We start from the raw sequence: 13,847 nt of genomic DNA, 5'->3' as shown, positions 1-13,847 counted from the left end.
TCGGCAGGAGGAGGGATCAGGTGACCGTGAAGTTGGCCATCATCGCCATGTCCTCGTGTTCGAGGTTGTGGCAGTGGAAGACGTACTTGCCGGTGTAGTCGCTGAAGCGGACCAGGACGCTGAGCTTCTGGTTGGGGGCCAGCCGCGCGGTGTCCTTCCAGCCGACGTCCTCGGGTTCGAGGGTGGTGGAGCCGCCCCGCTTGTACACCTGGAACGGTGACAGGTGCAGGTGGATGGGGTGGTGGGTGGTGGAGGAGAACTCCCAGATCTCGATGTCGCCCCGCTTGATGTCCGCCCAGCTGCGGTCGGTGCTGAAGGGGTAGCCGTTGATCTTGTAGACGTAGTGGCCGCTCTCGCTGTTCCTGGCCAGGGTGAAGGAGCGGGTGCGCACGGCCTTGGCCGGGTCGAGCCGCTCGAGGGTGGAGAGCCTGGCGGGGACGGAGGTGTCGTCGCCGGCCTTGGCGCCGACGACGAACTGCATGAGTTCCGCGGTCGAGCCGTCGCCTAGGCTGTTGGTCATGGTGATCTTCGTGCCGGGGGCGTACCGGCCGAAGTCGACTATCACGTCGAAGCGTTCGCCCGGCACGATGTAGATCGAGTTCATGCCCTGCGGCTGGGCGAGCAGTCCGCCGTCGCTGCCGATCAGCGTGAACGGGTCGCCCGAGCCGGGCTCGGGATCCAGCCGGACGCGGTAGCGGCGGGAGTTGGAGGCGTTGAGCAGCCGCAGCCGGTAGCGGGCGCCCTGCACCTCGAAGCGGGGCCAGGGCACGCCGTTGACCAGGATGACGTCGCCGGTCATGCCGTTGTGCGCGTCGCCGGTGACGCCGGGGGTGGTCTTCAGGGTCGGGTCGATGGACGGATAGGCCAGGGAGCCGTCCGAGTTGAAGGCCCGGTCCATGATCATCACGGGGACGTCGCGGTCGCCCTTGGGCAGCGGCAGCGCGTCCTCCTCCTCGTCGTGCACCAGGTAGAAGCCGGCCAGCCCGCGCCAGACCTGCGGCCCGGTGAAGTCCATCCGGTGGTCGTGGTACCAGAGCGTGGAGGCCCGCTGCAGGTTCGGGTACGTGTAGTTCCGGGTGCCCTGCGCGGTGGCGCCCGCCATCGCCATGCCGGCGTGGTGCATCGTGTGCGCGGACGCCGTCCAGCCCGAGGTGGGCAGCAGGTAGTCGGTGGGGTAACCGTCGCTCTCGGCGGGCGTCTTGCCGCCGTGCAGATGGGTGACCATCGGAACGGGCAGGTCGTTGCGGGTCCGCACGACGGCGGTGCGGCCCTTGCGGACGCTGAACGTGGGTCCGGGGAAGGTGCCGTTGTAGCCGAAGATCTCGGTCTGCACGCCGGGCAGGATCTCCGCCTTGGTGGTGAAGGCCCGCACGTCGAAGTAGTCCGTCGTGCCCTCCGAGGAGGTCGGCTGGATGACGGGCGGCCGTTTGAAGGGCAGGCTGAACCGGGCCGGCAGCGGCACGTCGCCGGACTGGACGGCCCCGTCGCTGTGTCCGGCGTTGTCGCAGCCTGCGGCGAAGGGCAGGATCAGCCCGGTGGAGCCGGCGCCGACGGCACCGATGAAGCGGCGTCGCGAAAGAGTCATGTGCCTTCCTAGTCGATCACGATGAGCGAGCGGCCGAGCGTGGTCAGCAACCGGTTGCCGTCCTCGGTGACGACGAACGGGTCCTCTACATGGACGCCGCCCAGACCGAACTCGTAGTACGGGGTCTCGGAATTGACGACGGTTCCGTCCTCGATGACGTCGGCGTTGCCGGGTGTGATCAGGACGGGTTCGTAGATCTCCGCGCCGATGCCGTGGCCGACGTGATGGCGGCGGTAGTGCGGCACCCCGGCGGCCCGGACCGCCTCCACGGTGCGGTCGAACAGCTCGCCGCCGGTCATGCCGGGCTTGGCCGCCTCCAGGGCGGCCTGCTCGCCGGCCAGCATCGCCGCGTACACGGCGGACAGACGGGCGGAGGGCTCGCCGAAACTGGCGGTGCGCGCGATGTCGGACCAGTAACCCTGGTAGGTGCAGCCGACGTCGAACCAGACGGACTCGCCACGGCGCAGCGGCCGGTCGGAGGGCCGGGTCTGCCCCAGGACGCCGTCCCGGCCGAACTTGATCAGGGTGAACCGCGACCGGCCGCCGCCCCGCGCCACGGTCGTCTCGAACTCCCGCACCATGTCCTGCTCGGTGACGCCCTGCGCGGCGATGCCGAGGGCCGCCCGGATGCCGTCCTCGGCGAGCGCGGCGGCCTTCGCGATCCGGTGCAGCTCCGCCTCGGACTTGACCTTGCGCACCTGCTGCAGCACGGCCGCCGCGGGGCGCACCGCGCTGCCCGGCAGGGCCTCGGCCAGCCGCTCGAGGAAGCCGGGCGGGGCGGCGTTCTCGTCCACGCCGATACGGGCGCCTGCCGCGCCGGCCTCGGTGAGGATGCGCACCAGCGCGGCCAGGGCGTCCGGTGCGGGCGCGGCGTCCACCCCGATCTGCTTGAACCGCTCCTCGCGCGCGCTCAGCTCCAGCCCCTCGGGCAGCACCCGGTGGAAGGCGCCGTAGGCGACGACCCCGCTGAGCGCGGTGGTCGCGTCCAGGAACTGGTCGACGTCACCGCGCGAACTCGCGAAGTACGGGGCGTCCGGCCGCTCCCGGGTGACCACGGCCAGGGCGCGGCTGGCGTACGGGTGGTTCTGGCCGCCGACGCTGGAGATCCCGGTGAGATACAGGACGTTCTCCGCGGAGGTGGCGACCAGGACGTCCAGGCCCGCCTCGTCCATGAGCCGGGCCAGCCGCCGCGCGCGCGTGCCGGCGCCGGTCACAGGGCCAGCCTCACCCGGTAGTGGTCCAGCCACAGGTTCAGCTGGAGCATCAGCTCGACGTCGGCGCGGGCCATGCGGTCCTTGGTGAGCCGCTCCAGACTCGCCACGACCTGCCCGGCCGCCTCCACGTCCAGGATCTGCCGCACCGGCGCCTGCGGGTCGGCCAGCACCGCCTTCATCGCCCGCTGCAGCCCGGCCGGGTAGTCGGGGTGGTTCGAGACCGGGGAGGCGCTGCGGTGCCGGTCCAGCACCGACTGCGGCAGCAGATCGGCGACGGCCGCGCGCAGGATGCCCTTCTCGATGCCGCGCCGGTTGTGCATCTCGTTGGGGATGTTGTACGCGTACTGCACCAGCTCGGGATGGTTGATCGGGGTACGCAGCTGAAGGCCGGCCGCCGAGTAGGAACCGGCGTCGATGCCGAAGCGGGTGTTCATCAGGTAGGCGACGCGGCGCATGTGCCGCTGCCACTCGTCCTCGTGCGGCAGGTACTCGACCTCGGCGACCGCGGTGGCGTACACGTCGCGGTAGTACTCCTGGAAGCCGAGCGCGGCGAGGGCGTCGGCGTGGAACAGGCCGGTGCCGAAGCCGTTCTTCGCGCCGAACTTCTGGGCCAGCGCCACCCAGGGGAACGTGCCGGAGAGCACCAGGTCCTTGTGCGTGAACCAGGTGGCGCCCTGGAAGTACTTGTCGCCGCCGTACCCGGCGAACACCACCCGGCGGCCCTCCTGCGCGGCCGCCTGCACGGTCAGATACTGGGCGGTGTCCATGTCGTACTGGCGGGTCGGGAAGTCCTTCGACTTCAGCATGCCCACCCGCACGATCGGGTCGAGGATGTCCCCCGTCTCCAGCTCCAGCACGGTGTGATCGGCGCCGATGTGCGTGGCGACCTCCTGCGCGAACGGGGTGTCGTGCGTGGAGCGCATCACGTCGGCACGGAACTCGCTGCTCTTGAACTCGATGGTGAACGCGCGCAGGCTGCCCCGCTGCGAACGGGCCAGCGAGTCGGCGGCCAGGCCCGCGACCGCGGAGGAGTCCGCGCCGCCGGAGAGCATCACCAGCAGCTGCGAGGGGTCGTCGGTGAGGTTCTCCTCGACACTGCGCGCCAGGATCTCGCGGACCGTCGCGACGGTGGTGTCGTAGTCGTCGGTGTGCGGCTGGGTGGAGATGGACCAGTACTTGTGGCGGCGCAGCCGGCCGTCCCGGCCCCAGCGGGCGACCTCGGCGGCGCCGACCCGGTCGAAGCCGGAGAAGATGCCGCCGTGCGGCAGCGCCTGGGAGACCGCCTCGCGCAGACCCGCGGCGTCGACCACCGGGTCCACCTCCGGGTGCGCGAGGAGGACCTTGCGCTCGGAGCCGAACACCATGCCGGTGGAGGTACGGGTCCAGTACAGGGGCTGCCCGCCCAGGTGGTCGCGGGCGAGGACCATCTCCTCGGTGCGGCCGTCCCAGATCGCCACCGCCCAGGCGCCGTTGAGCCGCGGCAGGAAGTCGGCCCCCCACTCCCGGTAGGCGTACGCCACCAGGGCGGTGGGCCCCGCCGACGCGGGCAGCCGGACCCCGGCCGCGGCCAGGTCGGCGCGTACCGCCTCGGTGCCGGTGGGCCAGCCGGTGACACAGGCGACGATGTCGTGCTCGCCCGCCGGCAGCACGTACGGCTGCTCCTCGGCCACCCCGTCGATGTGCAGCAGCCGGACGCCGAGCGCCGCGTGCTCGCCGGTCCACACCGCCTCCCCGTCCGGCCCGCGCTGCGCCAGGGTGGACGCCATCGCCGTGACGACCGGCCGATGCCTGCGCAGGTCCCTATCGAAGTCGATCCAGCCAACAAGCCCGGACACGCCGTCACCTCTCGTCCTGCGTCTGACCGCTGATGAATAGGTCTGACTGTGCTGATGGGTACGTCCGGCAGCATCCGGCGGCACGGTCGCGCGGCGGACGCACCCCGCTCGAGGCGCAGTGGACAGCGCAGGCCGGGCGCCGACGCGAACGATCCTCGAGCCGGACTCCGCGCGGGCGGTGCACCGTGGCGGCCCCCGTCCGTGGATTTCGAGGAGGCGTACGTGACCACCCGACCGACCGTGCCGCGCAGCTCCTGGCTGGCGCTGAGCGCGGTCCTGCTCGCCGGATTCCTGCACACCTTCGACGTGACCGTGGTGAGCGTCGCCGCGCCGTCGATCCAGGACGGCCTCGGCGCGTCCGACGCGGCCGTGCAGTGGCTGCTGGCCGGCTACAGCCTGGCCTTCGCGCTGCTGCTGGTCACCGCGGGCCGGCTCGGTGACGCCTACGGGCGGCGGCCGCTGGTGCTGGCCGGCATCGTCGCGTTCACCGCGGCCTCCGCGCTGTGCGCCGCCGCGCCCGGCACCGGGGTGCTCATCACCGCGCGGGTGCTGCAGGGGCTGTCGGCCGCGCTGCTGGCCCCGCAGATCGCCCCGGTGATCATCCTGCTCTTCCCGCAGCCCCGGCGCGGCGCCGCCTTCGGGGTGCAGGCGGCCGTGATCGCGGCGGCCACGTGCAGCGGGCCGGTGCTCGGCGGACTGCTCGCGCACGCCGACCTGTTCGGGCTGGGCTGGCGCGCGGTCTTCCTCGTCAACCTGCCCGTCGGTGCGATCGCCCTGGTGCTCGCCGCACTGTGGCTGCCGGCCGAGACGCCGGCCCGCGCCCCGCGTCTCGACCCGGCCGGTGTGGGGGTGGCCACGGCCGGCCTGCTGCTGCTCCTGGTTCCGCTGGTGGAGGGCCGCGAGACGGGCCGCCCGTGGCTGGTGATGCCGCTGGCCCTGGTGGGCCTCGCGGTGCTCGCCGGGCTGGCCCCGCTGCAGCGCCGGGCCGAGCGCGCCGGACGCACACCGCTGCTGACGCCGGACCTGTTCCGGGGGCGGGCCTTCCCGGCGGGCGCGAGTGTGAACTTCCTGGTGATGGGCTCCGTCGCGTCCTTCTTCCTGGTGTACGTCGTCCATCTGCAGGACGGGCTCGGCTTCAGCGCGAAGGAGACGGGCTTCACGCTGCTGCCGTTCGCGCTGTCCGCGGCGGTCGCCTCGGGTGCGTCGGTGCCGCTGACGGGGCGTCTGGGACGGCGCCTGCTGGAGGCGGGCTCGGTGCTGATGACGCTCGGCACGGCGGTGCTGCTGTGGCTGACGGTCGCTCAGGGCTCCGCGCTGCGACCGCTGCACATCGTGCCCGGGCTCGTGCTGTGCGGTGCCGGCATGGGGCTGCTGAGCCCGCCGCTGTACAACATCACCCTCTCGGCGATGTCGCGCGGCGGCATCGGTTCGGCGAGCGGGGTGTTCTCCACGTTCGGCCAGGTCGGCAACGCCTTCGGGGTGGCCCTGGTCGGCTCCGTCTTCTACGGTCTCTCCCGCGGCGCCGCCGGTTCCACGACGGCGATCGGCTGGGCCCTGGCCTGCCAGCTGACGATGTCCCTGCTGGCCCTCGCCCTGCTGCGCTTCGGCCTCCCCCGCCCGCCCCACCACCCGCCGGCCCCCCACACCACCGACCCGAAACCGACAGTCCGGGAAACCCTGCCGGGCTGACCCGACGGGGGCGTTTCCCGGCTGGGGGCGTTGTAGGAGACGGGGCGTTTCCCCGCCGGGGGCGTATCCCCAGGGGCGTCTCCGGACGGGGCGTCTCCCAGGGCGGGTGCCTCCCGGCCTGAGGTGGCTTGCGGCCGGGGGCGCCTCCCTGACAGAGGTGCGTCTCCCAGGGCGTCTCCCGGACGGGGGCGTCTCCCGGCCACCCCCAGACGCCTCACGCGGACGGGGCCTCTCCCGGCCCGACGCCCTCCGGAATGGACACGCCTCCCGAACGGGGCACCGGACGGGGCATCCCCTGGGGGACGTCTCCCGGCCGCCGCGCCCCCACACGCCTCACGCGGACCGGAGCCTCTCCCGGCCGAGCGGCCCCCTTCCGGACACGGACCTCCCGGTCGGGGCCACCTCCCCGGCCGCCTCGCCCGGACCGGGGCTCCCGGTCAGCCGCCCCTCCCAGCCGGCGCCTTGCGCCGGCCTCTCCCCCACCCGGTCGCCTACCGGCGGCCGGGTTCCGCCATGCACCGGGCACCGGTACCGGCAGCCGGGCCCACGCCCGCCTGAACCGCCCGCCCGACCACCGGTGGTGACGAAGCAGGGTCCGCCGCGCCGGTGGCACGGACGACGGCAGGACGGTGAGCCCGGCAGCAAGCCGGTGCCGTGTGCGGCGCCGCCGGGCGGCGCATCCCGTGACCGGCAGGGACGGCGCACGACTCAGCCGAACCGCCGCCTCGACCGGCAGCGCCGCGGCGGGGGTGTCGCCCGCCCGGGAGCCCATCCCCGCACCCGGCCTCCCGCCACCAACCGAAGTCGTGCCCCGGGCACCGCACCGGCCCGGCCGGCAAGGCCCGGGGCGCCACCCGCCGGGGTCCCGCACCGGCCGCTGTCGCACCCCTGGTACCGCCCCCGGCCGGCTGCAGGCCCCGCCGTGCGCGCAAAGGGCGCCGGCCGCGAGGCAACGTTCCTCGCGGCCGGCGCCCTTTGCGTGGCGGTCCGTGTCAGGTGGTGGCCGCCACGGGCCTGATGCGGTGGATCACCTCGGTGACGTTCATCGCGCCGTCCCGGCGGTACGGCGCCAGCCTGCGGCGGTGCTCCACGTGCTGCGGGCTCAGTTCGAAGGCGCGGAAGCGGGGCTCGTCCGTCCAGTCCGTGAGGACCCAGTACACGCCCTCCTGCTCGGTGTCCCGCACCAGCGTCTGGCCCAGGTTGTCCGGCTCGCGGGAGATCGCCTCGCCCACCTCCCGCCAAGTGCGCTCGAAGTCCGCCGACTTCTCCGGGAAGATCTCCATCCGGAGGATCACCGTGTGGGTCACTGCTCCTCGTCCTTTCCCGCGTCCTTGCCCAGCAGCCGGGCCACGACCCCGCTCAGCGTGTTCTTCGCGAAGATCGGTACGTCCGCGCAGCGCCACGCCACCACGCCGTCCGGCCGGACCAGCACCGCGCCTCGCGCCGTCACCCCGTACAGCTCGGGCCAGCGGTCGTCGACGTCGGTCAGCTCCGAACCGATGCCGTACAGCGCGAGCGGCACGCCCAGTTCGTGCGAGACCGCCCGGGCCGCCTCCTGCCAGTCCCGGTTGTCCGGCCCGGTCAGCAGCACCGGCCGGTCGCCGAACAGGTCCAGCACCGACAGCTCGGCGCCGCCGCGCCGCAGCCGCAGATGCGGGGCCCGGCTGCCGGGCCGTCCGTCGTTCTCCGCGGACCACACGCCGTACCCCGGCAGCACGCCCTCGTCCCAGGCGGTCACCGCGGAGGAGCGGTAGCGCCAGGACAGCCACACCAGGGCGTCCTCGACGATGCCCGGGTGCACGGACCGGTGCTCTCCCGGCTCGGTCAGCCGCGGCCGGTCCTTGGAGCGCAGGGCGGCCTGCTCGACCGTGGCCTCGCAGATCGGCCGGCGCTCCTCGTCGTAGCTGTCGAGCAGCCCCGCACCCGCCCAGCCGTCGAGGACCGCGGCCAGCTTCCAGGCCAGGTTGTGCGCGTCCTGGATGCCCGTGCTGGAGCCGAAGCCGCCGCTGGGCGGCATCACATGGGCGGCGTCACCGACCAGGAACACCCGCCCCTCGCGGAACCGTCCGGCGGTGCGGGCCGCGCCCTCCCACGGGGAGACGGACCGGATGCGCGGGCGCAGGTCCGCCACGCCCGTCGCCGCCCGCACCAGGTCCGCGCACCGCTCCTCGGTGAACGACTCCAGGTCGCTCTCCCGGGGGTCGTACGCGACGTGCAGCAGCCAGTCGGAGGCGTTGTCCAGCGGCATCAGCGCGCCGCGCACCTCCTCGCCGGCCGTGTAGCACAGCAGGAACCGGCGGCCGGCGAGCGGCTCGGTCAGATCGGCCCGGAAGTGGATGTTGACGTAGTGGCCGAGCGTCTCGCCGTCGAAGGGGATGCCGAGCGTGTCGCGGACACCGCTGTGCGCGCCGTCGGCGGCGACGAGGTAGCGGGCCTTGAGGGTGCGCTCGACGCCCGTGGTGCGGTCCCGGACCCGCGCCGTGACCCCCTCGTCGTCCTGGGTGAAGGACAGCAGTTCGGTGCTGAACCGCAGGGCCACCCCGAGCCGTTCGGCGCGGCCGCGCAGCACGTCCTCCAGCTCGCCCTGGTGGCACAGGCACCAGCCGGTCGGGGACAGCGGGCCCACGTCGGCGGTCACGTCCATGACGTACTTCTCATCCAGCACGGCCAGTTCCGGCCCGGCCAGTGAACGGGCGGCGATAACACCGGAGTTGCCGGCGAGCAGCCGCGCCGAGGGCATGGCGCGCAGCTCGTCCTCGACACCGGCGGCGCGCATCAGCTCCATCGCCCGCGGGTGCACGCCGCGGGCGCGGGGGTGCCCGGACAGTTCGGGGCGCTGCTCGAGCAGCAGGCAGTCCACGCCCTGCTGAGCCAGGAAGACGGCGGTGGACAGACCTGCCAGCCCGCCGCCGGCCACGAGGACATCGGTGTTCCGGAGCGTGCTCCGGGTGGTGCTCAGCACAGTCTCACCCTCCTTGCCGTGCCAGGTGCCGTGGTTGGTGTTCGACGAGCACGGAGGCGTCCTTGTCGCCGTCGCCGGCCGCGAGCACCTCCGCGAACCGCTCGCGCACGCAGGCCAGCACGGGCATCGCGGACCCCTGCTCGGCGGCGGCCTCCATGGCGATGCGGATGTCCTTCTCCATGAGTTCGGAGCGGAAGAACGCCGGCTCGTAGCTGCGCTTGAGCATCAGGTCGGCGCGGAAGCGCATCACCACGGAGCTGAAGCCGCTGGCGGAGACGACGCCGATCAGCTGGTCGCGGTCCAGGCCGGCCGCGGTGCCGTAGGCGACGGCCTCGGCGAGCGCGGCGACCTGGGCGCCGAGCAGCAGGTTCAGGATCAGCTTGAGGCTGGTGGCGGTGCCGGGTGCGCCGACGTGGACGACCTCGCTGCCCAGGACGTCCAGGACGGGGCGGGCCTCGTACAGGTCCTCCGGCTCCCCGGAGACGAACACCCGCAGCTCTCCCTTGCGGGCCTGGAGCGGGTTGCCGACGACGCAGGCCTCGACCCGGCGCAGGCCCCGTTCGGCGAGGCGGGCGGCGGCCTCGCGGGCGTAGCCGGGCGAGACGGTGGAGGTGTCCACGATGACGGTGCCGGGCGCGAGCACCGGGACGACCCGGCCGAACAGGACCTCCTCGACGGCCTTCTCGTCGCTGAGGCTGAGCAGGACCAGGCGGTGGCCGGCCGCCGCCCGTTCCGGGGCGTCGGCGAGCCGCGCGCCCGCCTCGACGAGGGGCGCGGCCTTGTGCGCGGTGCGGTTGAAGACGGTCAGCGTGTGCCCGGTCTCCAGCAGCCGCCGGGCCATGCCGCCGCCCATGTTGCCGAGGCCGATGAACGCCAACTGACGCTCTGTCATGGTGAGTTCTCTTCTCTTGTGGTCGCTGGGCGGGTGGCCGAGGAGGGGGACGCGCACGCCGTGTGCTCAGTACGCGGCGTCCACCTGGTACACGGCGAACGGGACGCCGGTGCGGGTGTCGCGGAAGGGCCGCAGCGGGGCGGTGTCCTGGCGGTGGCCGGAGCCGGCCTCCCAGGTGCGGAAGGCCTCCAGGGACTCCCAGCGGCTCATCACGGCGAGCGCGGTGGGGTCGGCGGGGCTGCGCAGCAGCTCGTTGCCGAGCATGCCGGGCACCCCCGCCAAGCGCTCGCTGACCCGGTGGTAGGCCTCGCGGACGGCGGTGAGCTGCGCGTCGTCGTAGGCGGCCTGGTAGACCACCACCCGGACCTCGCCGCCGCGCTCACCGGGCATGGGCGGCCGCCCTGCCGTCGATGCCGTGCAGCACCTCCATGACGTGGAAGGTGCCGCCCTTGCGGTACGGGTGCAGGGTGGCCCGGTGCTCCAGGTGGGCCGGGCTGTCCTCGAACTCGCGGAAGCGCGGCTCGTCCACCCAGTCGCTGACGATGACGTACGTGCTGCCGGGGCCGTCCTCGCGGGCCAGCGACTGGCCGAGGTTCGCGGGGTGGCCGGTGACCGCCTCGGTGCCGGCGAGCCACGCCTGCTCGAAGTCGGCTTCCTTGCCCGGCTCGATCTCCATGCGGAGCATCACGCGGAAGGTCATCAGGAGATCCCCCCGTCGACGCCGATGGTGTTGCCGGTGACGTACCGGGACAGGTCGCTGGCCAGCCACAGCACGGCGCCCGCCACCTCGTCGGGGGTGCCGAGCCGGCCGAGGGCGGTCTTGGCGCCGTACCGCTCGGACATCAGCTTCTGCTGCTCGGCGGGCATGGCGTGGAAGTTCTCGGTCTCGATGACGCCGAGCGCGAGCATGTTGAAGCGGATGCCCTGCGGGCCGAACTCCTTGGCCAGGGAGCGGTTCAGGCCGGCCAGGGCCGCCTTGGTCATGGTGTAGTGGGCGCGCAGCGGGATGCCTGCCTCCACGGCGCGCGAGCCGATCGACACCACCGAGGAGCCGGCGCCGAGCAGCGGCAGCGCGTGCTGGATGACGAGGTGGGCGCCGGTGACGTTGGTGGCGAGGACGCGCTGCCACTCCTCCAGCGGCAGCTCGGCGTACGGGATGTGGCTGATCGCGCCGGCGTTGTTGACGAGCAGGTCGAGGCGGTCGCCGTGTATCTCGCGGACCTGGGCGAGCAGGCCGGCGATCTCTTCCGGCTTCGACAGGTCGGCGCGCAGCACGTGGTGGTCGCCGCCGGTCTCCTTCAGCTCCCGCTCCAGGGAGGCGACGTACTCGCTGTCGCGCTGGTAGCAGGTGACGACGTCGACGCCGGCGTTGGCGAGTGCCAGGACGACGCCCCGGCCGACACCGCGGGTGCCGCCGGTGACCAGGGCCTTCTTGCCCTTGAGGCCGAGATCCATGGGTTCCTCCGAAAGGTGAGGGAAGGTCAGAGCAGGAAGCCGAGCGCGGCGCAGTTGGCGACGAGCGCGACGATGGTGAGCACGCTGCGGCGGCGGTTCCAGGCGCCCCAGGAGCCGCGGGGGTCCTGGAAGTCCGCCGGCAGGTGCTCGGGGTCGATGGTGCGCATCGTGCGGTTGACGGGCGCGTTCTTGGTGACTGAGATCAGCGCGGTGGCCGTGGCGAGCACGCCCGCCACGGCGAACAGGGTCCGCGCGGAGGTGTTGTCGGCGCCCACCGCCAGCGCCGCGTCCAGGGCGACGGTGCCGACCAGGCAGATCGGCATGGCCGGGTCGTAGCGCTGGCCGAAGAAGGCGTGGGCGTGCACGTAGCGGTCGGTGGGCAGCGAGGCGAGGTAGGGGAAGCCGCCGAGCTGGGTGCCGAACAGGACGCCGGCGGCGAGCCCGTTGAGCAGCAGCAGGAGGGGGGCGAGAACGTTCAGCACGGGGGCTCCCTCAGCGGACCAGGGCCCGCGCCGCGGCCTCGACGCGCTGCTTGATGAGCTTCATCTGCACCTTGGTGTTGATGTCGAGGTGCTCGGTCATCGCGCTGTCGGTGGCGGGGGCCTCGGGCTTCATGTGGAAGTCCTGCACCCAGCGCATGCGCACACCGCCGCCGGGCTCCTCGGTGTACTCCCAGAAGATGTGCATGAACTCGAACGGGCCGGTCTCCACGCGGTCGGCGCGCACCGTGCGGGTGGCCGGGTCGCCGGTCCGCCTCGACACCCAGCTCCAGACGTTGCCGTCCTCGTCGGGGTGCATGGTGAGGCGGAAGACGACGGTGTCGCCGTCGCGCTCCAGCACCTCGGCGGAGGCGTACTCGCTGAACAGGTTGGGCCAGTTGGGGACGTCGTTGGTGATCTCCCATACGACGTCCATGGGGGCGTCGATGACGATGTGGTTGTCGGTGTGTCCAGCCATCACGAACTCCGTGGGTCGTCTTGCGGAAGGAAGGGGTCAGCGGCCGAGCACCAGGGCGGAGGTGAAGCCGCCGTGTCCGCGCGCCAGGACCAGTGCGTGACGCAGCGGCAGTTCCTGCGGGGCACCGGTGACCAGGTCGATGTCCAGGCCGGGGGCGAGGTCGCGGACGTGTGCGGTGTGCGGGATCACGCCCTCGCGCAGGGCGAGCAGGGCGGTGGCCACGTCGAGCGGGGCGCCGCCGCCGTAGAGCCGGCCGGTGAGCGTCTTCGGCGCGGTGACCGGGACGCCGCGCGGGCCGAAGACGGCCGTGATGGCGTCCGCCTCGTCGCGGTCGTCGGCCGCGACACCGGCGGCGTCGGCGAAGACGACGTCGATGCCGGCGGGGGTGAGCCCGGCGTCGGCGAGGGCCGCCTCGGCGGTACGGCGCAGGGCGCGCGGCCGGCCGGAGCCGGGGGCCGGGTCGAAGCCGGCGGCGTAGCCGAGGACCCGGCCGTAGCCGGCGCCCGCGCCGCGCTCGGCGGCGGCCTCGGCGCTCTCCAGCACGAGGATGGCGCCGCCCTCGCCGGGCAGGTGGCCGCAGGCGTCGGCGTCGAAGGGCAGGTAGGCCCGCTCCGGGTCGTCGACGGTGGACAGCCGGCCGGTGCTGAGCTGGGCGGTGAGGCCGTACGGGCACAGCGAGGCGTCGGTGCCGCCGGTGACGACCAGCTTCGAGCCGCGCCGCACCAGGCGCCGTGCCTGGCCGATGGCGTCGAGGCCGCCGGCCTGCTCGCAGGCCAGCACGCCGCACGGGCCGCGCATCTTGTGCCGGATGGAGAGCTGGCCGGTGGTGGCCGCGTAGAACCAGGCGATGGACTGGTAGGCGCCCACCCAGCTCGGGTCGTTGCGGTAGAGCGCGGTCATCTCCTTCTGGCCGAACTCGGTGCCGCCGGAGGACGAGGAGGTGACGACCGCCATCTCGTACTCGGGTACGGCGGTGAGGTCGGCGCCGGAGTCGGCGAGGGCGGCCTCACCGGCGGCCAGCGCCAGGTGCGTCCAGTGGTCGGTCTGGGCGATCAGCCGGCCCGGCACGCTGTCGGCGGCGGCGAAGCCCGGCACCTGCCCGGCGTGGCGCACCGGGTACGGGGACGGGTCGAAGCGCTGGATGCGGCCGATGCCGGACTTGCCGGCCAGCACCGACGACCAGTGGGCGTCGACGCCGATGCCGGTGGGCGCGCAGATGCCGAGGCCGGTGATGACGGGCGCCGTCGAGCTGCTCATG

At 73.2% G+C, this 13,847-nt stretch carries 13 protein-coding genes; 1 reads left to right on the top strand and 12 read right to left on the bottom strand.

All coding sequences use genetic code 11. The annotated features are described in order from the left end of the window. Positions 1–16 precede the first annotated feature (16 nt). Genes AB0J12_RS29630 through AB0J12_RS29620 form a run of 3 tightly spaced genes read right to left on the bottom strand, consistent with a single transcriptional unit; the run spans position 17 to position 4,634 of the window. Entirely contained in the window at positions 17–1,585 is a 1,569-nt protein-coding gene (locus AB0J12_RS29630; RefSeq protein WP_363267584.1) for a multicopper oxidase family protein, read from the bottom strand. Positions 1,586–1,593: 8 nt separating this feature from the next. After that, entirely contained in the window at positions 1,594–2,799 is a 1,206-nt protein-coding gene (locus tag AB0J12_RS29625) for a Xaa-Pro peptidase family protein (RefSeq protein WP_363267583.1), read from the bottom strand. Continuing rightward, entirely contained in the window at positions 2,796–4,634 is a 1,839-nt protein-coding gene (locus AB0J12_RS29620) for an asparagine synthase-related protein (RefSeq protein WP_363267582.1), read from the bottom strand. The genes AB0J12_RS29625 and AB0J12_RS29620 overlap by 4 nt, the downstream gene beginning before the upstream one ends. 222 nt (positions 4,635–4,856) lie before the next feature. On the opposite strand from AB0J12_RS29620, the gene AB0J12_RS29615 reads away from it, so the two are divergent. After that, positions 4,857–6,323 carry an MFS transporter gene (locus tag AB0J12_RS29615; RefSeq protein ID WP_363267581.1) on the top strand — a complete coding sequence of 489 codons (1,467 nt, stop codon included), beginning with the start codon at positions 4,857–4,859 and terminating at the stop codon, positions 6,321–6,323. A 992-nt stretch (positions 6,324–7,315) separates the two neighbouring features. Here AB0J12_RS29615 and AB0J12_RS29610 read toward each other — a convergent pair. From AB0J12_RS29610 to AB0J12_RS29570, 9 genes are all read right to left on the bottom strand, one after another. Continuing rightward, positions 7,316–7,630 (bottom strand): antibiotic biosynthesis monooxygenase family protein, encoded by a 315-nt coding sequence (locus tag AB0J12_RS29610; RefSeq protein ID WP_363267580.1) that lies wholly within the window; start codon positions 7,628–7,630, stop codon positions 7,316–7,318. After that, a complete protein-coding gene (locus AB0J12_RS29605) occupies positions 7,627–9,285 on the bottom strand; it encodes an FAD-dependent monooxygenase (protein WP_363267579.1) in 1,659 nt (552 codons plus the stop codon). Before AB0J12_RS29605 ends, AB0J12_RS29610 begins: the two co-directional genes overlap by 4 nt. A 4-nt stretch (positions 9,286–9,289) precedes the next feature. Continuing rightward, positions 9,290–10,177, bottom strand: a complete 888-nt coding sequence (locus tag AB0J12_RS29600; RefSeq protein ID WP_363267578.1) for an NAD(P)-dependent oxidoreductase — start codon at positions 10,175–10,177, stop codon at positions 9,290–9,292. A 66-nt stretch (positions 10,178–10,243) separates the two neighbouring features. Continuing rightward, positions 10,244–10,567, bottom strand: a complete 324-nt coding sequence (locus tag AB0J12_RS29595; RefSeq protein WP_363267577.1) for an antibiotic biosynthesis monooxygenase — start codon at positions 10,565–10,567, stop codon at positions 10,244–10,246. Then, positions 10,557–10,877, bottom strand: a complete 321-nt coding sequence (locus AB0J12_RS29590; protein ID WP_363267576.1) for an antibiotic biosynthesis monooxygenase family protein — start codon at positions 10,875–10,877, stop codon at positions 10,557–10,559. The genes AB0J12_RS29595 and AB0J12_RS29590 overlap by 11 nt, the downstream gene beginning before the upstream one ends. Then, on the bottom strand, positions 10,877–11,632 hold the full coding sequence (locus AB0J12_RS29585; RefSeq protein ID WP_363267574.1) for an SDR family oxidoreductase: 756 nt from the start codon (positions 11,630–11,632) through the stop codon (positions 10,877–10,879). The genes AB0J12_RS29590 and AB0J12_RS29585 overlap by 1 nt, the downstream gene beginning before the upstream one ends. Before the next feature lie 26 nt (positions 11,633–11,658). After that, positions 11,659–12,114, bottom strand: coding sequence for a DUF1772 domain-containing protein (locus AB0J12_RS29580; protein ID WP_363267573.1), 456 nt, complete (start codon positions 12,112–12,114; stop codon positions 11,659–11,661). A gap of 10 nt (positions 12,115–12,124) precedes the next feature. Next, positions 12,125–12,589: an SRPBCC family protein gene (locus AB0J12_RS29575; protein ID WP_363267572.1), complete on the bottom strand. Its 465-nt coding sequence runs from the start codon at positions 12,587–12,589 to the stop codon at positions 12,125–12,127. 36 nt (positions 12,590–12,625) lie between these two features. Then, positions 12,626–13,846: a ketosynthase chain-length factor gene (locus tag AB0J12_RS29570; RefSeq protein WP_363267571.1), complete on the bottom strand. Its 1,221-nt coding sequence runs from the start codon at positions 13,844–13,846 to the stop codon at positions 12,626–12,628. Position 13,847: the final 1 nt, after the last annotated feature.

It is taken from the genome of Streptomyces sp. NPDC049915 (assembly GCF_040656475.1).
In the GTDB taxonomy this organism is placed as follows: Bacteria; Actinomycetota; Actinomycetes; order Streptomycetales; family Streptomycetaceae; genus Streptomyces.
The sequence above is the reverse complement of the archived record's forward strand: the minus strand, read 5'-3'. Positions and strand labels throughout refer to the sequence as shown.